The organism is Microbacterium schleiferi (assembly GCF_038150145.1).
Lineage (GTDB): Bacteria > Actinomycetota > Actinomycetes > Actinomycetales > Microbacteriaceae > Microbacterium > Microbacterium schleiferi_B.
In genome coordinates, this window is record NZ_JBBWSA010000003.1 from 265,639 (window position 1) to 282,923 (window position 17,285).

General features: G+C 65.4%; 25 protein-coding genes. All 25 read left to right on the forward strand.

What is annotated here, in order from left to right:
* The first annotated feature begins 53 nt into the window (after nt 1–53).
* The 25 genes from AADH62_RS04730 to rplF all read left to right on the forward strand — a co-directional run bounded on the left by AADH62_RS04730 (nt 54) and on the right by rplF (nt 17,284).
* Complete coding sequence (locus AADH62_RS04730) at nt 54–974, forward strand: ABC transporter (protein WP_341578506.1); 921 nt, start codon at nt 54–56, stop codon at nt 972–974.
* A 15-nt stretch (nt 975–989) separates the two neighbouring features.
* Nucleotides 990–1,448, forward strand: a complete 459-nt coding sequence (locus AADH62_RS04735; RefSeq protein ID WP_341578508.1) for a hypothetical protein — start codon at nt 990–992, stop codon at nt 1,446–1,448.
* Between the two features lie 67 nt (nt 1,449–1,515).
* Nucleotides 1,516–2,172, forward strand: a complete 657-nt coding sequence (locus AADH62_RS04740) for a spermidine/putrescine ABC transporter substrate-binding protein (RefSeq protein ID WP_341578510.1) — start codon at nt 1,516–1,518, stop codon at nt 2,170–2,172.
* A gap of 57 nt (nt 2,173–2,229) precedes the next feature.
* Nucleotides 2,230–3,627, forward strand: coding sequence for a DUF5684 domain-containing protein (locus tag AADH62_RS04745; protein WP_341578511.1), 1,398 nt, complete (start codon nt 2,230–2,232; stop codon nt 3,625–3,627).
* Between the two features lie 258 nt (nt 3,628–3,885).
* Nucleotides 3,886–4,254: a 30S ribosomal protein S12 gene (gene rpsL, locus AADH62_RS04750; RefSeq protein ID WP_013584051.1), complete on the forward strand. Its 369-nt coding sequence runs from the start codon at nt 3,886–3,888 to the stop codon at nt 4,252–4,254.
* Between the two features lie 5 nt (nt 4,255–4,259).
* Nucleotides 4,260–4,730 carry a 30S ribosomal protein S7 gene (gene rpsG, locus AADH62_RS04755; protein ID WP_292709636.1) on the forward strand — a complete coding sequence of 157 codons (471 nt, stop codon included), beginning with the start codon at nt 4,260–4,262 and terminating at the stop codon, nt 4,728–4,730.
* Nucleotides 4,731–4,813: 83 nt separating this feature from the next.
* Nucleotides 4,814–6,928 carry an elongation factor G gene (gene fusA, locus AADH62_RS04760; RefSeq protein WP_341578526.1) on the forward strand — a complete coding sequence of 705 codons (2,115 nt, stop codon included), beginning with the start codon at nt 4,814–4,816 and terminating at the stop codon, nt 6,926–6,928.
* 161 nt (nt 6,929–7,089) lie between these two features.
* The gene (tuf, locus tag AADH62_RS04765) at nt 7,090–8,283 is read left to right on the forward strand and encodes an elongation factor Tu (RefSeq protein ID WP_195692931.1); all 1,194 of its coding nucleotides are present in this window, start codon (nt 7,090–7,092) and stop codon (nt 8,281–8,283) included.
* A gap of 294 nt (nt 8,284–8,577) precedes the next feature.
* Nucleotides 8,578–9,066, forward strand: a complete 489-nt coding sequence (locus AADH62_RS04770; protein ID WP_341578529.1) for a hypothetical protein — start codon at nt 8,578–8,580, stop codon at nt 9,064–9,066.
* Between the two features lie 445 nt (nt 9,067–9,511).
* The gene (rpsJ, locus tag AADH62_RS04775) at nt 9,512–9,820 is read left to right on the forward strand and encodes a 30S ribosomal protein S10 (RefSeq protein ID WP_013584016.1); all 309 of its coding nucleotides are present in this window, start codon (nt 9,512–9,514) and stop codon (nt 9,818–9,820) included.
* A gap of 8 nt (nt 9,821–9,828) precedes the next feature.
* Entirely contained in the window at nt 9,829–10,488 is a 660-nt protein-coding gene (gene rplC, locus AADH62_RS04780) for a 50S ribosomal protein L3 (RefSeq protein WP_341578537.1), read from the forward strand.
* 2 nt (nt 10,489–10,490) lie between these two features.
* Nucleotides 10,491–11,153, forward strand: a complete 663-nt coding sequence (gene rplD / locus AADH62_RS04785; RefSeq protein WP_300591418.1) for a 50S ribosomal protein L4 — start codon at nt 10,491–10,493, stop codon at nt 11,151–11,153.
* Nucleotides 11,150–11,449: a 50S ribosomal protein L23 gene (gene rplW, locus AADH62_RS04790; RefSeq protein ID WP_195692935.1), complete on the forward strand. Its 300-nt coding sequence runs from the start codon at nt 11,150–11,152 to the stop codon at nt 11,447–11,449. Before rplD ends, rplW begins: the two co-directional genes overlap by 4 nt.
* 24 nt (nt 11,450–11,473) lie before the next feature.
* Nucleotides 11,474–12,313 (forward strand): 50S ribosomal protein L2, encoded by an 840-nt coding sequence (gene rplB, locus AADH62_RS04795; RefSeq protein WP_292709649.1) that lies wholly within the window; start codon nt 11,474–11,476, stop codon nt 12,311–12,313.
* A gap of 13 nt (nt 12,314–12,326) precedes the next feature.
* Entirely contained in the window at nt 12,327–12,608 is a 282-nt protein-coding gene (gene rpsS, locus AADH62_RS04800) for a 30S ribosomal protein S19 (protein WP_018187348.1), read from the forward strand.
* A gap of 25 nt (nt 12,609–12,633) precedes the next feature.
* On the forward strand, nt 12,634–13,032 hold the full coding sequence (rplV, locus tag AADH62_RS04805; protein ID WP_292709654.1) for a 50S ribosomal protein L22: 399 nt from the start codon (nt 12,634–12,636) through the stop codon (nt 13,030–13,032).
* A complete protein-coding gene (gene rpsC, locus AADH62_RS04810) occupies nt 13,032–13,790 on the forward strand; it encodes a 30S ribosomal protein S3 (RefSeq protein WP_195692938.1) in 759 nt (252 codons plus the stop codon). Before rplV ends, rpsC begins: the two co-directional genes overlap by 1 nt.
* Nucleotides 13,790–14,209: a 50S ribosomal protein L16 gene (gene rplP / locus AADH62_RS04815; RefSeq protein WP_195692939.1), complete on the forward strand. Its 420-nt coding sequence runs from the start codon at nt 13,790–13,792 to the stop codon at nt 14,207–14,209. The genes rpsC and rplP overlap by 1 nt, the downstream gene beginning before the upstream one ends.
* The gene (rpmC, locus tag AADH62_RS04820; RefSeq protein WP_228177320.1) at nt 14,209–14,520 is read left to right on the forward strand and encodes a 50S ribosomal protein L29; all 312 of its coding nucleotides are present in this window, start codon (nt 14,209–14,211) and stop codon (nt 14,518–14,520) included. The genes rplP and rpmC overlap by 1 nt, the downstream gene beginning before the upstream one ends.
* Complete coding sequence (gene rpsQ / locus AADH62_RS04825) at nt 14,520–14,921, forward strand: 30S ribosomal protein S17 (RefSeq protein ID WP_341578538.1); 402 nt, start codon at nt 14,520–14,522, stop codon at nt 14,919–14,921. The genes rpmC and rpsQ overlap by 1 nt, the downstream gene beginning before the upstream one ends.
* A gap of 4 nt (nt 14,922–14,925) precedes the next feature.
* Nucleotides 14,926–15,294 (forward strand): 50S ribosomal protein L14, encoded by a 369-nt coding sequence (rplN, locus tag AADH62_RS04830; protein WP_292709660.1) that lies wholly within the window; start codon nt 14,926–14,928, stop codon nt 15,292–15,294.
* A 2-nt stretch (nt 15,295–15,296) separates the two neighbouring features.
* Nucleotides 15,297–15,656, forward strand: coding sequence for a 50S ribosomal protein L24 (gene rplX / locus AADH62_RS04835; RefSeq protein WP_228177317.1), 360 nt, complete (start codon nt 15,297–15,299; stop codon nt 15,654–15,656).
* Entirely contained in the window at nt 15,656–16,246 is a 591-nt protein-coding gene (gene rplE / locus AADH62_RS04840; RefSeq protein WP_228177316.1) for a 50S ribosomal protein L5, read from the forward strand. The genes rplX and rplE overlap by 1 nt, the downstream gene beginning before the upstream one ends.
* Before the next feature lie 96 nt (nt 16,247–16,342).
* Complete coding sequence (rpsH, locus tag AADH62_RS04845; RefSeq protein WP_179430951.1) at nt 16,343–16,741, forward strand: 30S ribosomal protein S8; 399 nt, start codon at nt 16,343–16,345, stop codon at nt 16,739–16,741.
* Nucleotides 16,742–16,747: 6 nt separating this feature from the next.
* Nucleotides 16,748–17,284: a 50S ribosomal protein L6 gene (gene rplF, locus AADH62_RS04850; protein ID WP_331790734.1), complete on the forward strand. Its 537-nt coding sequence runs from the start codon at nt 16,748–16,750 to the stop codon at nt 17,282–17,284.
* Nucleotide 17,285: the final 1 nt, after the last annotated feature.

Below are 17,285 nucleotides of genomic sequence, written 5' to 3' on the forward strand. Positions count from 1 at the left end.
ACCCGGGTCGGGGTAGTCTGCGAGCCGAGGATCTACCTCGGGAGGAGTTTCGCATGAGTGACGACAAGCCCACGCCCGGCGAGCCCGTGGAGGAACCGGTCGGCGAGCCCGTCGCCGAGGAGCCGCCCGTCGACGACGTCGTTGGCAGCGCGCGCGAGAGCCTCGCAGACGCCGAAGCCGCTGGATCGTCGTCGTCCGATGCTGAGGTGCCCGCGGCCGAGCCGGTTGTCGTCGAGCCGGTTGTCGTCGAGCCTGTGGCGGAGCCTGCGAATGTCGAATCGGCCGCCGAGACTGTCGTGGTTGAATCCGCGCCTGTCGAGGCTGCCGCACCCACTGACGCATATGAGGCGGCCGTCGTCGCACCCGTCGTGACCGCGAGTGAGCCGAGCGCAGGTGCCTTCGGCCCACAGCCGATCTTTGTTCAGGCCCCCGAAGCTCCGCGTCCCCGCGGCAACCGCGCAGCCGCGGGTGCAATCGGCCTGCTTGCGGCGCTCTCGTTCGGCGTTCTTTACCTCGCGGTCTGGGTCGGTCTCGGCCTCATCGATGGTTCCGTTACCGTCAGCAGCATCGGCACGGCGCTGCTGGCAGCGCTGTCGACCTGGGCGCTGTGGGTACCGGTTGTCGTGTTCTTCGTCGCCTTCTGGCTCCTCGGCGCAATCATCAACCGCGGCCGCTGGGCGGCATGGGTGATCTTCGGCCTCATCGTCGGCGTTGCAGCCTACGGCGGTCACCTCCTTGGGCAGCTCTTCCAGGCGCCGTTCTGGAACCTCACGGCCAAAGAGGGCGCCGAGCTTGTCGAAGGGCAGTTGCTTGCGCCGCTGGCGATCGCGGCATTCATCATCGGCCGCGAGCTCACGATTTGGTTCGGCTCGTGGGTGGCGGCCCGCGGCAAGCGCATGACCGAGCTCAACGTCGAAGCGCGCCGCGAGTATGAGCGCACTCTCGAGGCGGGTCCGCAGCTGCACCAGTACTGACGCGCCGCGAGGGTCATGAGCCGCTCACGTCGGGCCGCAGCGACGGCGGTGGGAGCCGCGGTCTTCGCGGCGGTGCTCATCGCAGCCTTCGGTGTCGTCAGCCTGCTCGTGAACGAGGACGTCATCATGACGCCGGGCCTGGGTCAGGTGCCGGGCATCATCGGGGTGGTGGCGTCGCTCGGGGCGGTAGCGCTTACGATCTGGGTGCGGATACCGGCGCGGGGCGTATGGGGAACTCTGGGATGGGTAGCGCTGGCTGCCTTTCTTGGCTACCTTGCGGGGCTGGGTGTCGCATCCGTGTTCGCCTCGAGGGATGTCGTCCTCGCGCTAGCGGCCGTCGGACGAGCCGCAACGACATGGCCGGGTCTGGTCGTCGTCGCCGCAGCGATCCTGGGAGCGGCGATGGCTCTGGCAGTCGCGCGTGGCGCCGGCGAGAACGCGCGGTGGCCGTGGGAACGGGATGACGATGAGTAAGCGCCTCGACACGCGCGTTCTCTAGCGGAGCCTCGGCGCACGAGGACTCCGGCGCTACCGTAGAGGGGTGGAGCGCTCGCTCGAAACGGAAGTGAGCCAGGCCGTCGATGCCTGGCTACGCTGGCTTCCGCGCTGGGAGCCCGCGACTCACCGTGGTCGGGTTGCGCCATGTCGGCGGTGCTTCGGTTCGCCCATCCTCTCGGCTGCGGGTCTCGGCTCCGACGTGCCGCACGGTGTGCAGCACGGCCTGTCGACCCGCATCAAGACGATCGTCGACCATGCTGTTGCCGACTACACGGCGCAGAACCTGCCGATGCTGCAAGCGGAACTCGACCAGCAGGCTGCCCGCAACCGGGCACGCAGCTACCGCCCAGCCGAAGGGCTCGAGCCGGAGTTCGAAGGCCTGCCGCTCGATCCCGACCCGGTTCCCGGTGCCCCGTTCCTGTTCACGATCTCGGGCCTTGCCGATGAGGCTGACGCCGATGTTCCGGCCCTCCCGCCCCTGAGCCCCGAGGCCAAGGCAGCGTTGCGTCAAGAGGTCGGCCTCGCCGACGACTACGCCAACATGATCGGGCGAGATGTCTGCACGATTCTGCTCCACCATCGCCTGCGCATCCAGCAGGGCGTGAGTCAGTATGTCGAACCGCAGATCACGGCGATGCTCGACGACCTCGCCCGGTCGCTGGACGCACCCTTCGATCCGCGTGATGCCATCGGGGAGTGATGGCCCCGCTGAGACCAGGGGCGTCGCTGCGCCGGGCTGCGCCCTAGGGTGGATGCCATGAGCGACGGAACCGCGGTGAATCAGGCGCTGATTCTGTTGATCCCTGTCTCGGTGACGGTGATCGCGTTCTATGTCTGGTGCGCCATCGCCCTCGGTGCTGTTTTCGCGAAGTCGGGTGAGCCGCGCTGGAAGGCGTGGGTGCCGTTCGTGAACATCGCCGCGCTCCTCGCTCTGGGAGGGATTCCCGGGTGGTGGGTCCTACTCCTGCTGATCCCAGGCTTCGGCGGTGTTGCCGTCTGGATCCTCGTTATCGTCGCAGCGCACCGCATTGGGCTCTCCTTCGGGTACGGCGCGGGAATGACGGTGCTGGCTGCTCTGCTGTTTCCGGTGTGGGCGACGGTCCTCGGCTTCGGCTCGGCGCGCTGGATCGGACGAGAAGGACGCCGCCGCCGCGGCACGGGAACGGATGTCGGGGCCTTCCGGGCGCCCGAAACAATCGGGACAGCAGCGCCCCCGCCGCCCCCGGCACCTCCCGCCGTCTCACCCTTCGCCCCACCGCCCCTCCAGCCGTCACCACCCGCAGGGCCTGTCGGCGCGTCATCCCCTGCGGCGCAGTCGCGCCCCGACGGCGGGTGGGACATGCATGGGGTGTCGACCGGGCTTGAGGAGAGTGCAGCGGTTCAGAATCCGCTCAGCGAGACTGGCCCCGCGCCGGAGCCCGAACCCGCGGAGCTGTCGCCCGTCACCGATGAACAGCCCGCGGTATCCGAACCTTTCGCTCCGCCGACCCGGGCAGCGCGGCCGCCGGAGACCGGGGCGACCGGTCTGGCGCCGTCGGGGGAGCTGATTGATGACGTGACGGATGCCGTGCCCGGCGCGCCGGCGCCAGTGTCAGCAGCCAGCGGTCGGTCGTCCTACGACGACGCTCCGCTGTTCCCGCCGGTCGCTGACGGGGAACACTGGGCGACGGATCCGAATGCTGAGCCGTTCCCCGAGGCTTCGGGTGCCGTCTCGGCGATCATCGGCTCCCCGGTGGCAGGATCGCCACGAATGGCGAGGTCGGCGGTCTCGGCATCCGCTGACGATGAGGGCGACTTCGACGCGACGCTGTTGGCCCACCGCAATCGCCCGCGGTGGTCGCTCGTGACGGCAGCGGGCGATGAGTTCGAGCTGCGCGCGCAGGTCGTCATCCTCGGGCGGCGCCCGTCGCCCGACGCTGCGCATTCGGGCGCGCAACTCGTGGCCCTCGATGACGTCACGGTTTCCAAGACCCATGCTCGTCTGGAATTGCGAGGCGACCAGTGGCACATCATCGATCTCGGCTCGACCAACGGAGTCGTCGTGATCTCGGTCACGGGAAGCGAGATCGAACTTGCGCCGAGCGGAGAGGCTCCGGTGAGCGAGAGATTGCTGCTCGGTGACCTCGAATTGCGGCTCGTCCGCGCGTCGCGTTGACAGCGGGGCCCGCAACGGTCCGCGTTTGACCGACCTCCGAAAACCCGCGTATCATTGACCGGGTGTGCGCCTGCGCGCCACTTGTGCTGCGCCTCGGTGTATCACAAGGCAAGCGGGGTTCGCACATCAGGGAACGGCCTGCGAACAGGCCACCCCCACGGCATATCCACCACACGACTCGCGACAGACTTCTGGCGCGCCGGTGGATCTGTGGTGAAACCACGAGCTGTCACCGTGCAGCACAATCTAGGAGAAAACGTGCCAACCATTCAGCAGTTGGTTCGCAAGGGACGGTCACCGAAGGTCAGCAAGACCAAGGCTCCCGCACTGAAGTCGAACCCGCAGCAGGCCGGGGTCTGCACCCGCGTCTACACCACCACCCCCAAGAAGCCGAACTCGGCGATGCGCAAGGTCGCTCGTGTGAAGCTGCGCAACGGCACCGAGGTCACCGCCTACATTCCCGGCGAGGGTCACAACCTGCAGGAGCACTCGCTCGTGCTGGTGCGTGGCGGCCGTGTGAAGGACCTTCCCGGTGTGCGCTACAAGATCGTCCGTGGCGCCCTGGACACCCAGGCCGTCAAGAACCGCAAGCAGGCCCGTAGTCGCTACGGCGCGAAGAAGGGCTGAGAACAATGCCTCGTAAGGGTCCCGCCCCCAAGCGCCCCGTCGTCAACGACCCGGTTTACGGCGCTCCGATCGTCACCCAGCTGGTCAACAAGATCCTCGTTGACGGCAAGAAGTCGCTCGCCGAGTCGATCGTGTACGGCGCTCTCGAGGGCGTCGAGTCCAAGAACGGCCAGGATGCTGTTGCCACCCTCAAGAAGGCGCTCGATAACGTGCGCCCGACTCTTGAGGTCAAGAGCCGCCGCGTCGGTGGTTCCACCTACCAGGTTCCCGTCGAGGTCAAGCCGCACCGTGCGAACACCCTCGCGCTGCGCTGGCTCGTCAGCTACGCCAAGGGCCGCCGTGAGAAGACGATGACCGAGCGTCTGCAGAACGAAATCCTGGATGCCTCGAACGGCCTCGGTGCCGCGGTCAAGCGCCGCGAAGACACGCACAAGATGGCCGAGTCGAACCGCGCATTCGCCCACTACCGCTGGTAATACCCCTTCGCCGTTCCCGCAGGCCACAAACCTGCGGGAACGACGAAGTCCGCGACATCCCTCACCACACGTAAGGACACCCCGTGGCACAAGAAGTGCTCACCGACCTGAACAAGGTCCGCAACATCGGCATCATGGCTCACATCGACGCCGGCAAGACGACGACGACCGAGCGCATCCTCTTCTACACGGGTGTCAACCACAAGATCGGCGAAACCCACGACGGCGCTGCCACCACGGACTGGATGGAGCAGGAGCAGGAGCGTGGCATCACGATCACGTCTGCCGCGGTGACGTGCTTCTGGGACAAGCACCAGATCAACATCATCGACACACCCGGACACGTGGACTTCACCGTCGAGGTGGAGCGCTCGCTCCGCGTGCTCGACGGCGCGGTCGCCGTCTTCGACGGCAAGGAGGGCGTCGAGCCCCAGTCCGAGACCGTATGGCGTCAGGCCGACAAGTACGACGTGCCGCGCATCTGCTTCGTCAACAAGATGGACAAGCTCGGCGCCGACTTCTACTTCACGGTCGACACGATTGTGAACCGCCTGAAGGCCAAGCCGCTCGTGCTGCAGCTGCCGATCGGTGTCGAGAACGACTTCGTCGGCGTCGTCGATCTCGTCGAGATGCGCGCGCTGGTCTGGCCCGGTGACGCCAAGGGTGACGTGACGATGGGTGCGAAGTACGAGGTGCAGGAGATCCCCGCCGACCTCGCCGACAAGGCCGCGGAGTATCGCGAGAAGCTGCTCGAGACGGTTGCCGAGAGCGACGAGGCGCTGCTGGAGAAGTACTTCGGTGGTGAGGAGCTCACGGTCGCTGAGATCAAGGGCGCCATCCGCAAGATGACGATCAACAGCGAGCTGTACCCGGTGCTGTGTGGCTCGGCATTCAAGAACCGCGGCGTGCAGCCCATGCTCGACGCGGTTGTCGACTACCTCCCCTCGCCCCTGGACGTGCCCGCCATCGAGGCTCACGATCCCAAGGACGAAGAGAAGATCATCGAGCGTCACGCCGACCGCGAAGAGCCCTTCGCCGCGCTTGCGTTCAAGGTCGTTTCGCACCCGTTCTTCGGTCGCCTGACCTACATCCGCGTGTACTCGGGTCACCTCGACTCCGGCTCCGCGGTCGTGAACTCGACGAAGGGCAAGAAGGAGCGCGTCGGGAAGATCTTCCAGATGCACGCCAACAAGGAGAACCCGGTCGATGCCGTCACCGCGGGCCACATCTACGCGGTCATCGGCCTGAAGGACACCACCACGGGCGACACGCTCTCGGATTCCGACCACCAGGTCGTTCTCGAGTCGATGACCTTCCCGGAGCCGGTCATCGAGGTCGCCATCGAGCCCAAGACCAAGGCTGACCAGGAGAAGCTGGGTCTTGCGATCCAGAAGCTCGCCGAGGAGGACCCGACGTTCCGCGTCGAGCAGAACTCTGAGACGGGCCAGACGGTCATCAAGGGCATGGGCGAGCTTCATCTCGACATCCTCGTGGACCGCATGAAGCGCGAGTTCAAGGTCGAGGCCAACGTCGGCAAGCCCCAGGTTGCCTACCGCGAGACGATCAAGAAGGCCGTTGAGCGCCACGACTACACGCACAAGAAGCAGACCGGTGGATCGGGTCAGTTCGCAAAGATCCAGTTCGCGATCGAGCCTCTCGAGGTCACAGCCGAGAAGATCTACGAGTTCGAGAACAAGGTCACCGGTGGCCGCATCCCGCGCGAGTACATCGAGCCGACCAACCAGGGCTTCCAGGACGCGATGAACGTGGGTGTCCTCGCGGGCTACCCCATGGTCGGCATCAAGGCTGTCCTCATGGACGGCGCCTCGCACGACGTCGACTCGTCCGAAATGGCGTTCAAGATCGCCGGTTCGATGGGCTTCAAGGAGGCCGTCCGCAAGGCGAACCCCGTCATCCTCGAGCCGCTCATGGCCGTCGAGGTGCGTACTCCCGAGGAGTACATGGGGGATGTCATCGGTGACCTGAACTCGCGTCGCGGTCAGATCCAGTCGATGGAGGATGCCGCGGGCGTCAAGGTCGTCCGTGCCCTGGTTCCCCTGTCGGAGATGTTCGGCTACATCGGAGACCTGCGCTCGAAGACCTCGGGCCGTGCGGTCTACTCGATGGAGTTCGACAGCTACGCCGAGGTCCCCAAGGCTGTCGCCGACGAAATCGTCCAGAAGAACAAGGGCGAGTGATCGCCCACGGATGCCGCACCCGCAGCATCCGGTTCTTCGGGGTTACAACTTCACACCAGAAACACACACACCCTCTCGCCTAGACTGAGAGACATCCCCGTAGAGTGCCGGTCGCAATCCAGCGCCCGGAGCTTCTACATGACCGTCCTGAGGAGGACCCAGTGGCTAAGGCCAAGTTCGAGCGGACCAAGCCGCACGTGAACATCGGAACGATCGGTCACGTTGACCACGGCAAGACGACGCTCACCGCGGCGATCTCGAAGGTGCTCGCCGACAAGTACCCGTCGGCCACCAACGTGCAGCGTGACTTCGCGTCGATCGACTCGGCTCCCGAGGAGCGTCAGCGCGGTATCACGATCAACATCTCGCACGTTGAGTACGAGACCCCCAAGCGTCACTACGCACACGTTGACGCCCCGGGTCACGCCGACTACATCAAGAACATGATCACCGGTGCTGCCCAGATGGACGGCGCGATCCTCGTGGTCGCCGCCACCGACGGCCCGATGGCTCAGACCCGTGAGCACGTTCTGCTCGCCAAGCAGGTCGGTGTTCCCTACCTGCTCGTTGCGCTGAACAAGGCTGACATGGTCGACGACGAGGAGATCCTGGAGCTCGTCGAGCTCGAGGTCCGCGAGCTGCTCTCGAGCCAGGACTTCGACGGTGACAACGCTCCCGTCATCCGTGTCTCGGGCCTGAAGGCTCTCGAGGGTGACGAGCAGTGGGTCAACTCGATCGTCGAGCTCATGGAGGCCGTCGACGAGTCCATCCCCGACCCGGTGCGTGACAAGGACAAGCCGTTCCTCATGCCCATCGAGGACGTCTTCACCATCACCGGTCGTGGCACCGTCGTCACGGGCCGCGCCGAGCGTGGCACTCTCGCGATCAACTCCGAGGTCGAGATCGTCGGCATCCGCCCGACGCAGAAGACCACGGTTACCGGTATCGAGATGTTCCACAAGCAGCTCGACGAGGCGTGGGCCGGCGAGAACTGTGGTCTGCTTCTTCGCGGCACCAAGCGCGAGGACGTGGAGCGCGGCCAGGTCGTCGTGAAGCCCGGCTCGGTTACCCCTCACACCAACTTCGAGGGCACGGCGTACATCCTGTCCAAGGACGAGGGTGGCCGTCACAACCCGTTCTTCACGAACTACCGCCCGCAGTTCTACTTCCGCACCACCGACGTGACCGGCGTCATCACGCTGCCCGAGGGCACCGAGATGGTCATGCCCGGTGACACCACCGACATGACGGTCGAGCTGATCCAGCCCATCGCCATGGAAGAGGGCCTCGGCTTTGCGATCCGTGAGGGTGGCCGCACCGTCGGCGCCGGCACGGTCACGAAGATCCTGAAGTAATCTTCGGAATCTCTCGACAGGGGTCGCTCGCGTCATGCGGGCGGCCCCTGTCGTCATACTGGAAACCCCCTGCTTCGGGGGTTGTGTCTCGGGGAGCACTTTGTTTCGAACCGGTGAACATTGCGTCCCGTTTCACGGCTCCGATTGTGGTATTCGCGAAACTGTGGGTAGCCTGGGAACAACTCGGGGAGGACGAGGGCTGTTCCAGGCAGCGATGGCCTCCGCGCAAAACGCCCCACACGCCGCATGTCGGCATACACAAAATCAGACTTTTTTCTACGTCGGGGAGACACTATGAAGAGCCTACGTACCAAGATCGCGGCGGTAGTCATCGCTATCGTGGCGCTCGTTGCCGCACCAACGGCAGCGATGGCCTACACGCCTGTTCCGCCGAGCGGAACGACGACGTCGATTCCTGCCGGCGGATCGGCGACGTTCCTGTTCGACTTCATCGGCACCGGCACCGTCACGTACACCCTCACGGGTGAAGGCGTTGGACCGGGCAGCCTCGCTATGGTCAAGGCAGCACCGACCTCGACCTCCGTGGCGAAGGCAGCGGGCGAGACCGTCAAGGTCACGCTGCCCACGAACGCGACCGGGCAGTACCAGCTCAAGGGCGTGCTCGGGAGCGAAGAGATCACCCTCACGATCAACGCCACCATCGCCACGACCGGCTTCGACGCGACCTCGATGCTCGGGGTCTGGATCGGCGGCGGCGTGCTGCTGCTCGGTGGCGTGCTCGTCACGGTCTTCGCGGCGCGCCGCGAGCGCCAGGACGCGTAAGCGCGACCGTAGTACGACCTCAACGAAGGCCCCCGCTTCGGCGGGGGCCTTCGTCATGCAGCGGGGGTGCCGGATTAATCCCGGCGCGAGTTTGCGACACGCCCGGGATGCACGTAGACTACTGAGGTTCCACATTCCGGTGCGCACTGCCGTGCGCCTGGATCACTGCCAGGGCAGTGCATAGAACGCGCGCGAGCGCAGAGTCTAGGCCGCGGGCAGCAGAACACGTTTCCCACACAGCATCCCTGCTTGCCAGGGTGACACGCGTGCGTGTCGTGCGGGACCGGATGCGCGAGCGTCCGGGTTGACATCAGAACAGCGGTGCAGCATCCGCACTATGCGGAGTGAAGTGCCACGGCGCGCAAGCGCCACGGTGCGTCCAATGCCCGTGCCCCGAACCGATCGGGGTCCAGAGGTAAGACGCGAGAAAGAGAGTGAGCAGACAATGGCGGGACAGAAGATCCGCATTCGCCTGAAGTCGTACGACCACGCGGGGCTTGACAGCTCGGCGCGCAAGATCGTCGACACCGTGACCCGAGCGGGCGCGACGGTCGTAGGACCCGTGCCGCTTCCGACCGAGAAGAACGTCGTGTGCGTCATCCGGTCGCCCCACAAGTACAAGGACAGCCGCGAGCACTTCGAGATGCGCACCCACAAGCGTCTGATCGACATCATCGACCCGACGCCCAAGGCCGTCGACTCGCTGATGCGCCTTGACCTGCCGGCCGACGTCAACATCGAGATCAAGCTCTGAGGTTCGACATGGCTGACATCAACTCAAAGATTTCGAAGGGACTGCTGGGCACCAAGCTCGGCATGACCCAGGTTTGGGACGAGAACGGCAAGCTCGTTCCCGTCACCGTGATCGAGGTGGCCCCCAACGTGGTCACCCAGGTCCGCACTCCCGAGAAGGACGGCTACAACGCCGTTCAGATCGCGTACGGCCAGATCGACCCCCGCAAGGTGAACAAGCCCCTCTCGGCCCACTTCGAGGCCGCGGGCGTCACCCCTCGCCGCCACCTCACCGAGGTGCGCACGGCGGATGCAGCTGACTACTCACTCGGTCAGGAGCTCACCGTCGACGGCGTGTTCGAGGCCGGTCAGCTGGTCGACGTCGTCGGCACCAGCAAGGGTAAGGGCACCGCGGGTGTCATGAAGCGCCACAACTTCCAGGGTGTTTCGGCCTCGCACGGTGCGCACCGTAACCACCGCAAGCCCGGTTCGATCGGTGCGTCCTCGACGCCCAGCCGTGTCTTCAAGGGCATGCGCATGGCAGGCCGCATGGGTGGCGAGCGCGTGACCGTGCTCAACCTCACGATCCACGCGGTCGACGCCGAGAAGGGTCTGCTGCTCGTCAAGGGCGCCGTCCCCGGCGCGCGTGGTCGCATCGTCTACGTCCGCAACGCAGTGAAGGGTGCCTGATCATGGCTGACTCGACTCTCGCGCTCGACGTCCACAAGGCTGACGGCAAGAAGGCCGGCTCGGTTGAGCTGCCCGCCGCCCTGTTCGACGTCAAGACGAACATTCCGCTCATCCACCAGGTCGTCGTGGCGCAGCGCGCCGCGGCTCGCCAGGGCACTCACTCGACCAAGCGTCGCGGTGAGGTCTCGGGTGCCGGCCGCAAGCCCTTCAAGCAGAAGGGCACGGGTAACGCCCGTCAGGGCTCGATCCGCGCGCCGCACATGACCGGTGGTGGCATCGTCCACGGGCCCAAGCCTCGCGACTACGGCCAGCGCACGCCCAAGAAGATGATCGCTGCCGCGCTCCTCGGTGCGCTGAGCGACCGCGCTCGTGGTGAGCGTCTGCACATCGTCGACTCGTTCGGTATCGAGGGTGCTCCGTCCACGAAGGCTGCTGTTGCCGTCCTCGGCAACCTCGCCCCGGCGAAGAACGTCCTCGTGGTCGTCACGCGTGACGACGAGACGAGCATCCTGAGCGTTCGCAACCTCGCGTACGTGCACGTGCTCTACGTCGACCAGCTCAACGCCTACGACGTCCTCGTCTCGGACGACATCGTCTTCACCAAGGCTGCCTACGACGCGTTCGTCGCGTCGAAGACCGTCTCCACCCAGGAGGTCTCCGCATGACCGCTGTCAACAAGGACCCGCGCGACATCATCCTGAAGCCGGTCGTCTCTGAGAAGAGCTACTCGCTCATCGACGAGGGCAAGTACACGTTCCTCGTGGACCCGCGTGCGACCAAGACCGAGATCAAGCTCGCGATCGAGAAGATCTTCGGCGTCAAGGTGGCCTCGGTCAACACGATCAACCGCGTCGGCAAGGCCCGTCGCACCCGCTTCGGCATGGGCAAGCGCAAGGACACCAAGCGCGCCATCGTCACGCTGAAGTCGGGCTCCATCGACATCTTCACGGCAGTCGGCTGACAGTCGGGATAGAGGACTAGAGACATGGCAATTCGCAAGTACAAGCCCACGACCCCCGGTCGCCGCGGCTCGTCGGTGGCGGACTTCGCTGAGATCACCCGATCGACGCCCGAGAAGTCGCTCCTTCGTCCGATCGCGAAGACCGGTGGCCGCAACAACCAGGGCCGCATCACGACGCGTCACATCGGTGGCGGACACAAGCGTCAGTACCGTGTGATCGACTTCCGTCGTAACGACAAGGACGGCATCAACGCCAAGGTCGCGCACATCGAGTACGACCCCAACCGCACCGCGCGCATCGCGCTGCTGCACTACGTCGACGGTGAGAAGCGTTACATCCTCGCGCCGAACAAGCTGCAGCAGGGCGACATCGTGGAGTCGGGTCCCTCGGCCGACATCAAGCCCGGCAACAACCTGCCGCTGCGTAACATCCCGACCGGTACCGTTGTGCACGCCATCGAGCTGCGCCCCGGTGGCGGTGCGAAGATGGCTCGCTCGGCAGGTGCCGCGGTTCGCCTCGTCGCCAAGGACGGCCCCTACGCGCAGCTTCGTCTGCCCTCGGGTGAGATCCGCAACGTCGACGCGCGCTGCCGCGCCACGATCGGCGAGGTCGGCAACGCAGAGCAGTCGAACATCAACTGGGGCAAGGCTGGCCGCAAGCGCTGGAAGGGCGTGCGCCCGACCGTCCGCGGTGTCGCGATGAACCCGGTCGACCACCCGCACGGTGGTGGTGAGGGCAAGACCTCCGGTGGTCGTCACCCCGTGAGCCCGTGGGGTCAGGCGGAGGGCCGTACGCGCCACGCCAACAAGGAAAGCGACAAGCTCATCGTCCGCCGCCGCACGGCCGGCAAGAAGCGCAAGTAGGTAGGAACAGAAGATGCCACGCAGTCTCAAGAAGGGCCCCTTCGTCGACGAGCACCTGCTTCGCAAGGTCGTCTCCCAGAACGAAGCCGGGACCAAGAACGTCATCAAGACCTGGTCGCGCCGCTCGATGATCATCCCGGCCATGCTCGGGCACACGATCGCGGTGCACGACGGTCGCAAGCACATCCCTGTGTTCGTGAGCGAGACCATGGTCGGCCACAAGCTGGGCGAATTCGCGCCCACCCGCACCTTCCGCGGCCACGAGAAGGACGACAAGAAGGGCCGCCGCCGCTGACGCGGGGGCGCAAGAGGAGAGAGAAATGGTGGAGTCCATCGCACGCGTGCGACACATCCGCGTGACCCCTCAGAAGGCTCGTCGTGTCGTCGCGCTCATCAAGGGCAAGCAGGCCGAAGAGGCCCTCGCGATCCTGAAGTTCGCGCCGCAGGGTGCAAGCGAGCCGATCTACAAGCTGGTCGCGTCGGCCATTGCCAACGCTCGCGTGAAGGCCGACAACGAGGGCACCTACTTCGACGAGGGTGCGCTGTTCGTCAAGAACGCGTACGTCGATGAGGGAACGACGCTCAAGCGGTTCCAGCCGCGCGCGCAGGGTCGTGCATTCCAGATCAAGAAGCGCACCAGCCACATCACGGTCGTTCTCGCAACGCCCGAGGTCGCTGAGACCGCGCCCGCTGCTAAGACCAAGAAGGCGAGCAAGTAATGGGACAGAAAGTCAACCCGTACGGCTTCCGCCTGGGCATCACCACCGACCACGTGTCGCGGTGGTTCTCGGACTCGACCAAGCCGGGTCAGCGCTACGCGGACTACGTGGCCGAGGACATCAAGATCCGTCGACTGCTGAAGACGCAGCTCGATCGCGCCGGTGTCAGCAACATCGAGATCGAGCGCACGCGTGACCGCGTTCGCGTCGACATCCACACCGCGCGCCCCGGCATCGTGATCGGCCGTCGCGGCGCCGAGGCTGAGCGCATCCGCGCCGACCTCGAGAAGCTCACCGGCAAGCAGATCCAGCTGAACATCCTCGAGGTAAAGAACCCCGAGGCCGACGCTCAGCTTGTCGCGCAGGGCATTGCAGAGCAGCTGTCTGCTCGTGTCGCATTCCGCCGCGCCATGCGCAAGGGCCTGCAGGGCGCTCAGCGTGCTGGCGCCAAGGGCGTCCGGATCCAGGTCTCGGGCCGCCTCGGCGGCGCGGAGATGAGCCGGTCGGAGTTCTACCGTGAAGGCCGTGTGCCCCTGCACACTCTGCGCGCGAACATCGACTACGGCTTCTACGAGGCCAAGACCACCTTCGGCCGCATCGGCGTGAAGGTCTGGATCTACAAGGGCGACCTCACCAACAAGGAACTGGCCCGCGAGCAGGCGAACCAGAAGCCCGCGCGCGAGCGTGGCGACCGTCGTGGCCCCCGCCGCGACAACCGCGCCGCTGAGGCCCCGGTCGCAGAAGGAGCGTCGGCATAATGCTCATCCCCCGCAAGGTCAAGTATCGCAAGCAGCACCACCCGGGTCGCGATGGCCAGGCCACCGGTGGCACCAAGGTGTCGTTCGGTGAGTTCGGCATCCAGGCCCTGACCCCCGCCTATGTGACCAACCGTCAGATCGAGTCCGCTCGTATCGCGATGACCCGTCACATCAAGCGTGGTGGAAAGGTGTGGATCAACATCTACCCCGACCGTCCGCTGACCAAGAAGCCCGCCGAAACCCGCATGGGTTCGGGTAAGGGCTCGCCGGAGTGGTGGGTCGCAAACGTCAAGCCGGGTCGCGTCCTCTTCGAGGTCGCCGGTGTCAACGAGCAGCTCGCTCGTGAAGCCCTGACCCGTGCCATCCACAAGCTGCCTCTGAAGGCACGCATCATCAAGCGCGAGGAGGGCGACGCGTAATGGCGATCGGCACCAAGACGCTCGCCCCGAGCGAGCTGGACACGTTCGAAGACCAGCGCCTGGTCGAGGAGCTGCGCAAGGCCAAGGAAGAGCTGTTCAACCTGCGCTTCCAGTCGGCCACCGGCCAGCTCGACAGCCACGGCCGCATCCGCGCGGTCAAGCGTGACATCGCGCGGCTGTACACCGTCATCCGCGAGCGCGAGCTCGGCATCCGTGCCACGCCCGCTCCCGTCGAGAAGGCGACCAAGGCTCGCAAGACGAAGGCCGCGAAGTCGGATGACGACGCTGCCGCCAAGGAGGAGGCTGAGTGATGGCCACCACAGAGAACACCACTGAGAAGGCTCCGGCCAAGAAGGCGTCCGCGAAGAAGGCTCCTGCCAAGGCTGCTGCCGAGAAGGTTGTCGAGGCTCCGGTCGAGGCAGGTCACGAGCACTCGGAGCACGACGTTCGCGACCCCAACGCCCGCGGCTACCGCAAGACCCGTCGTGGCTACGTCGTCTCGGACAAGATGGACAAGACGATCGTCGTCGAGGTCGAGGACCGCGTGAAGCACCCCCTCTACGGCAAGGTCATCCGCCGGACCTCGAAGGTCAAGGCGCACGACGAGACCAACACCGCCGGCATCGGCGACCTCGTCGTCATCAACGAGACCCGTCCGCTGAGCGCCACCAAGCGCTGGCGTCTGGTCGAGATCCTCGAGAAGGCGAAGTGATCTCATGATTCAGAACGAATCCCGCCTCAAGGTGGCGGACAACACGGGCGCGAAAGAGCTGCTGACCATTCGTGTGCTGGGCGGCTCCAACCGTCGCTACGCGGGTCTCGGCGACATCATCGTGGCAACCGTCAAGGACGCGATCCCCGGCGGCAACGTCAAGAAAGGCGATGTCGTCAAGGCTGTTGTGGTGCGCACGGTCAAGCAGACCCGCCGTCCCGACGGTTCCTACATCAAGTTCGACGAGAACGCCGCCGTCATCCTGAAGAACGACGGGGAGCCCCGCGGCACCCGCATCTTCGGCCCGGTCGGCCGTGAGCTTCGTGACAAGAAGTTCATGAAGATCGTCTCGCTGGCCCCGGAGGTCATCTGATCATGGCGAACATCAAAAAGGGCGACCTGGTTCAGGTCATCTCAGGCCCCACGCCTGAGCGCGGCGGTGACCGCGGCAAGCAGGGCAAGGTCCTCGAGGTCCTCGTCGAGCAGGACCGCGTGATCGTCGAGGGCGTGAACTACGTCACCAAGCACGTCCGCGTCGGTCAGACCCAGCGCGGCACGAAGACTGGCGGTCTCGAGACCATCGAGGCGCCCATCCACATCTCCAACGTCCAGGTCGTGGACCCCGAGACGAAGAAGCCGACCCGTGTCGGTCACCGTGTCGAGGAGCAGGTCAAGGACGGCGTGAAGCGCACGGTTCGCGTGCGGTACGCAAAGAAGTCAGGTAAGGACCTCTGATGAGCACGACCACTGCTGCGCCAGCTGGCAAAATCCAGCCGCGCCTGAAGCAGAAGTACAACGGCGAGATCAAGAAGGCACTGCAGGACGAGTTCGGCTACGCGAACGTCATGCAGATCCCCGGCCTCGTGAAGGTCGTCGTGAACACCGGTGTCGGTGAGGCAGCTCGCGACAGCAAGGTGATCGATGGTGCGGTCGACGACCTCACCAAGATCACCGGTCAGAAGCCGGTCGTTACGAAGGCCCGCAAGTCGATCGCACAGTTCAAGCTGCGCGAGGGACAGGCCATCGGTGCGCACGTGACCCTGCGTGGCGACCGTGCGTGGGAGTTCATCGACCGCCTCGTGAGCCTTGCACTGCCCCGCATCCGCGACTTCCGCGGACTCTCGGACAAGCAGTTCGACGGCAACGGCAACTACACCTTCGGTGTGCAGGAGCAGTCGATCTTCCACGAGATCAACCAGGACAAGATCGACCGCGTCCGCGGGTTCGACATCACGATCGTGACGTCGGCGAAGACGGATGCCGAAGGTCGTGCTCTCCTGCGTCACCTCGGCTTCCCGTTCCGGGGCACCGAGCAGCAGGCCTGATCCACCTCTGATGTCCCGGGACCTCCGGGGCATCACCACCACAGGTCGGCGTCCGCGTAACGGGCGTCGAAACCTGGTGAACGAAAGAAGAACCCCATGACCATGACAGACCCGGTCGCAGACATGCTGACCCGGCTGCGCAACGCGAACTCGGCGCACCACGACTCCGTGTCGCTGCCGAGCTCCAAGCTCAAGACCCACATCGCCGAGATCCTCAAGCAAGAGGGTTACATCTCGGACTGGTCGGTCGAGGATGCCCGCGTGGGCCAGACCCTGACCATGACCCTCAAGTACGGCCCGAACCGGGAGCGATCGATCGCGGGCATCAAGCGCGTGTCGAAGCCCGGCCTTCGCGTGTACGCAAAGTCGACCGAGATCCCCACGGTTCTCGGCGGACTGGGTGTTGCGATCCTGTCCACCTCCTCCGGTCTTCTCACCGACCGTCAGGCCGAGCAGAAGGGCGTGGGTGGGGAAGTCCTCGCCTACGTGTGGTGATCTGACATGTCGCGTATTGGACGTCTTCCCATCGACATCCCCGCTGGCGTGACCATTACGGTCGACGGCCAGGATGTCGCCGTCAAGGGCCCGAAGGGTGAGCTGTCGCTGACCGTCGCGCGCCCCATCGAGGTCAAGGTCGAAGAGGGCCAGGTGCTCGTCACCCGTCCCGACGACGAGCGCGAGTCGCGGTCGCTTCACGGCCTGACCCGCACCCTGATCAACAACAACATCATCGGCGTGACCCAGGGCTACACCAAGGGCCTCGAGGTCGTCGGCACCGGTTACCGCGTTGCCCAGAAGGGCAGCTCGATCGAGTTCGCCCTCGGCTTCTCGCACCCGGTGCTCGTCGACCCGCCCAGCGGGATCAGCTTCACGGTCGAGGGCAACAACAAGGTCACCGTGAGCGGCATCGACAAGCAGGCCGTCGGTGAGGTTGCTGCCAACATCCGAAAGATTCGCAAGCCGGAGCCCTACAAGGGCAAGGGCATCCGCTACGCCGGCGAGGTCGTGCGTCGCAAGGCCGGAAAGGCTGGTAAGTAAC

Excerpts from the sequence above, each read along its gene's own strand:
- AADH62_RS04730 (WP_341578506.1), top strand. The coding sequence starts at position 54 with ATGAGTGACGACAAGCCCACGCCCGGCGAGCCCGTGGAGGAACCGGTC.
- AADH62_RS04735 (WP_341578508.1), top strand. The coding sequence starts at position 990 with ATGAGCCGCTCACGTCGGGCCGCAGCGACGGCGGTGGGAGCCGCGGTC.
- AADH62_RS04745 (WP_341578511.1), top strand. The coding sequence starts at position 2,230 with ATGAGCGACGGAACCGCGGTGAATCAGGCGCTGATTCTGTTGATCCCT.
- rpsG (WP_292709636.1), top strand. The coding sequence starts at position 4,260 with ATGCCTCGTAAGGGTCCCGCCCCCAAGCGCCCCGTCGTCAACGACCCG.
- AADH62_RS04770 (WP_341578529.1), top strand. The coding sequence starts at position 8,578 with ATGAAGAGCCTACGTACCAAGATCGCGGCGGTAGTCATCGCTATCGTG.
- rpsJ (WP_013584016.1), top strand. The coding sequence starts at position 9,512 with ATGGCGGGACAGAAGATCCGCATTCGCCTGAAGTCGTACGACCACGCG.
- rplC (WP_341578537.1), top strand. The coding sequence starts at position 9,829 with ATGGCTGACATCAACTCAAAGATTTCGAAGGGACTGCTGGGCACCAAG.
- rplD (WP_300591418.1), top strand. The coding sequence starts at position 10,491 with ATGGCTGACTCGACTCTCGCGCTCGACGTCCACAAGGCTGACGGCAAG.
- rplW (WP_195692935.1), top strand. The coding sequence starts at position 11,150 with ATGACCGCTGTCAACAAGGACCCGCGCGACATCATCCTGAAGCCGGTC.
- rplB (WP_292709649.1), top strand. The coding sequence starts at position 11,474 with ATGGCAATTCGCAAGTACAAGCCCACGACCCCCGGTCGCCGCGGCTCG.
- rpsS (WP_018187348.1), top strand. The coding sequence starts at position 12,327 with ATGCCACGCAGTCTCAAGAAGGGCCCCTTCGTCGACGAGCACCTGCTT.
- rplV (WP_292709654.1), top strand. The coding sequence starts at position 12,634 with ATGGTGGAGTCCATCGCACGCGTGCGACACATCCGCGTGACCCCTCAG.
- rpsC (WP_195692938.1), top strand. The coding sequence starts at position 13,032 with ATGGGACAGAAAGTCAACCCGTACGGCTTCCGCCTGGGCATCACCACC.
- rplP (WP_195692939.1), top strand. The coding sequence starts at position 13,790 with ATGCTCATCCCCCGCAAGGTCAAGTATCGCAAGCAGCACCACCCGGGT.
- rpmC (WP_228177320.1), top strand. The coding sequence starts at position 14,209 with ATGGCGATCGGCACCAAGACGCTCGCCCCGAGCGAGCTGGACACGTTC.
- rpsQ (WP_341578538.1), top strand. The coding sequence starts at position 14,520 with ATGGCCACCACAGAGAACACCACTGAGAAGGCTCCGGCCAAGAAGGCG.
- rplN (WP_292709660.1), top strand. The coding sequence starts at position 14,926 with ATGATTCAGAACGAATCCCGCCTCAAGGTGGCGGACAACACGGGCGCG.
- rplX (WP_228177317.1), top strand. The coding sequence starts at position 15,297 with ATGGCGAACATCAAAAAGGGCGACCTGGTTCAGGTCATCTCAGGCCCC.
- rplE (WP_228177316.1), top strand. The coding sequence starts at position 15,656 with ATGAGCACGACCACTGCTGCGCCAGCTGGCAAAATCCAGCCGCGCCTG.
- rpsH (WP_179430951.1), top strand. The coding sequence starts at position 16,343 with ATGACCATGACAGACCCGGTCGCAGACATGCTGACCCGGCTGCGCAAC.
- rplF (WP_331790734.1), top strand. The coding sequence starts at position 16,748 with ATGTCGCGTATTGGACGTCTTCCCATCGACATCCCCGCTGGCGTGACC.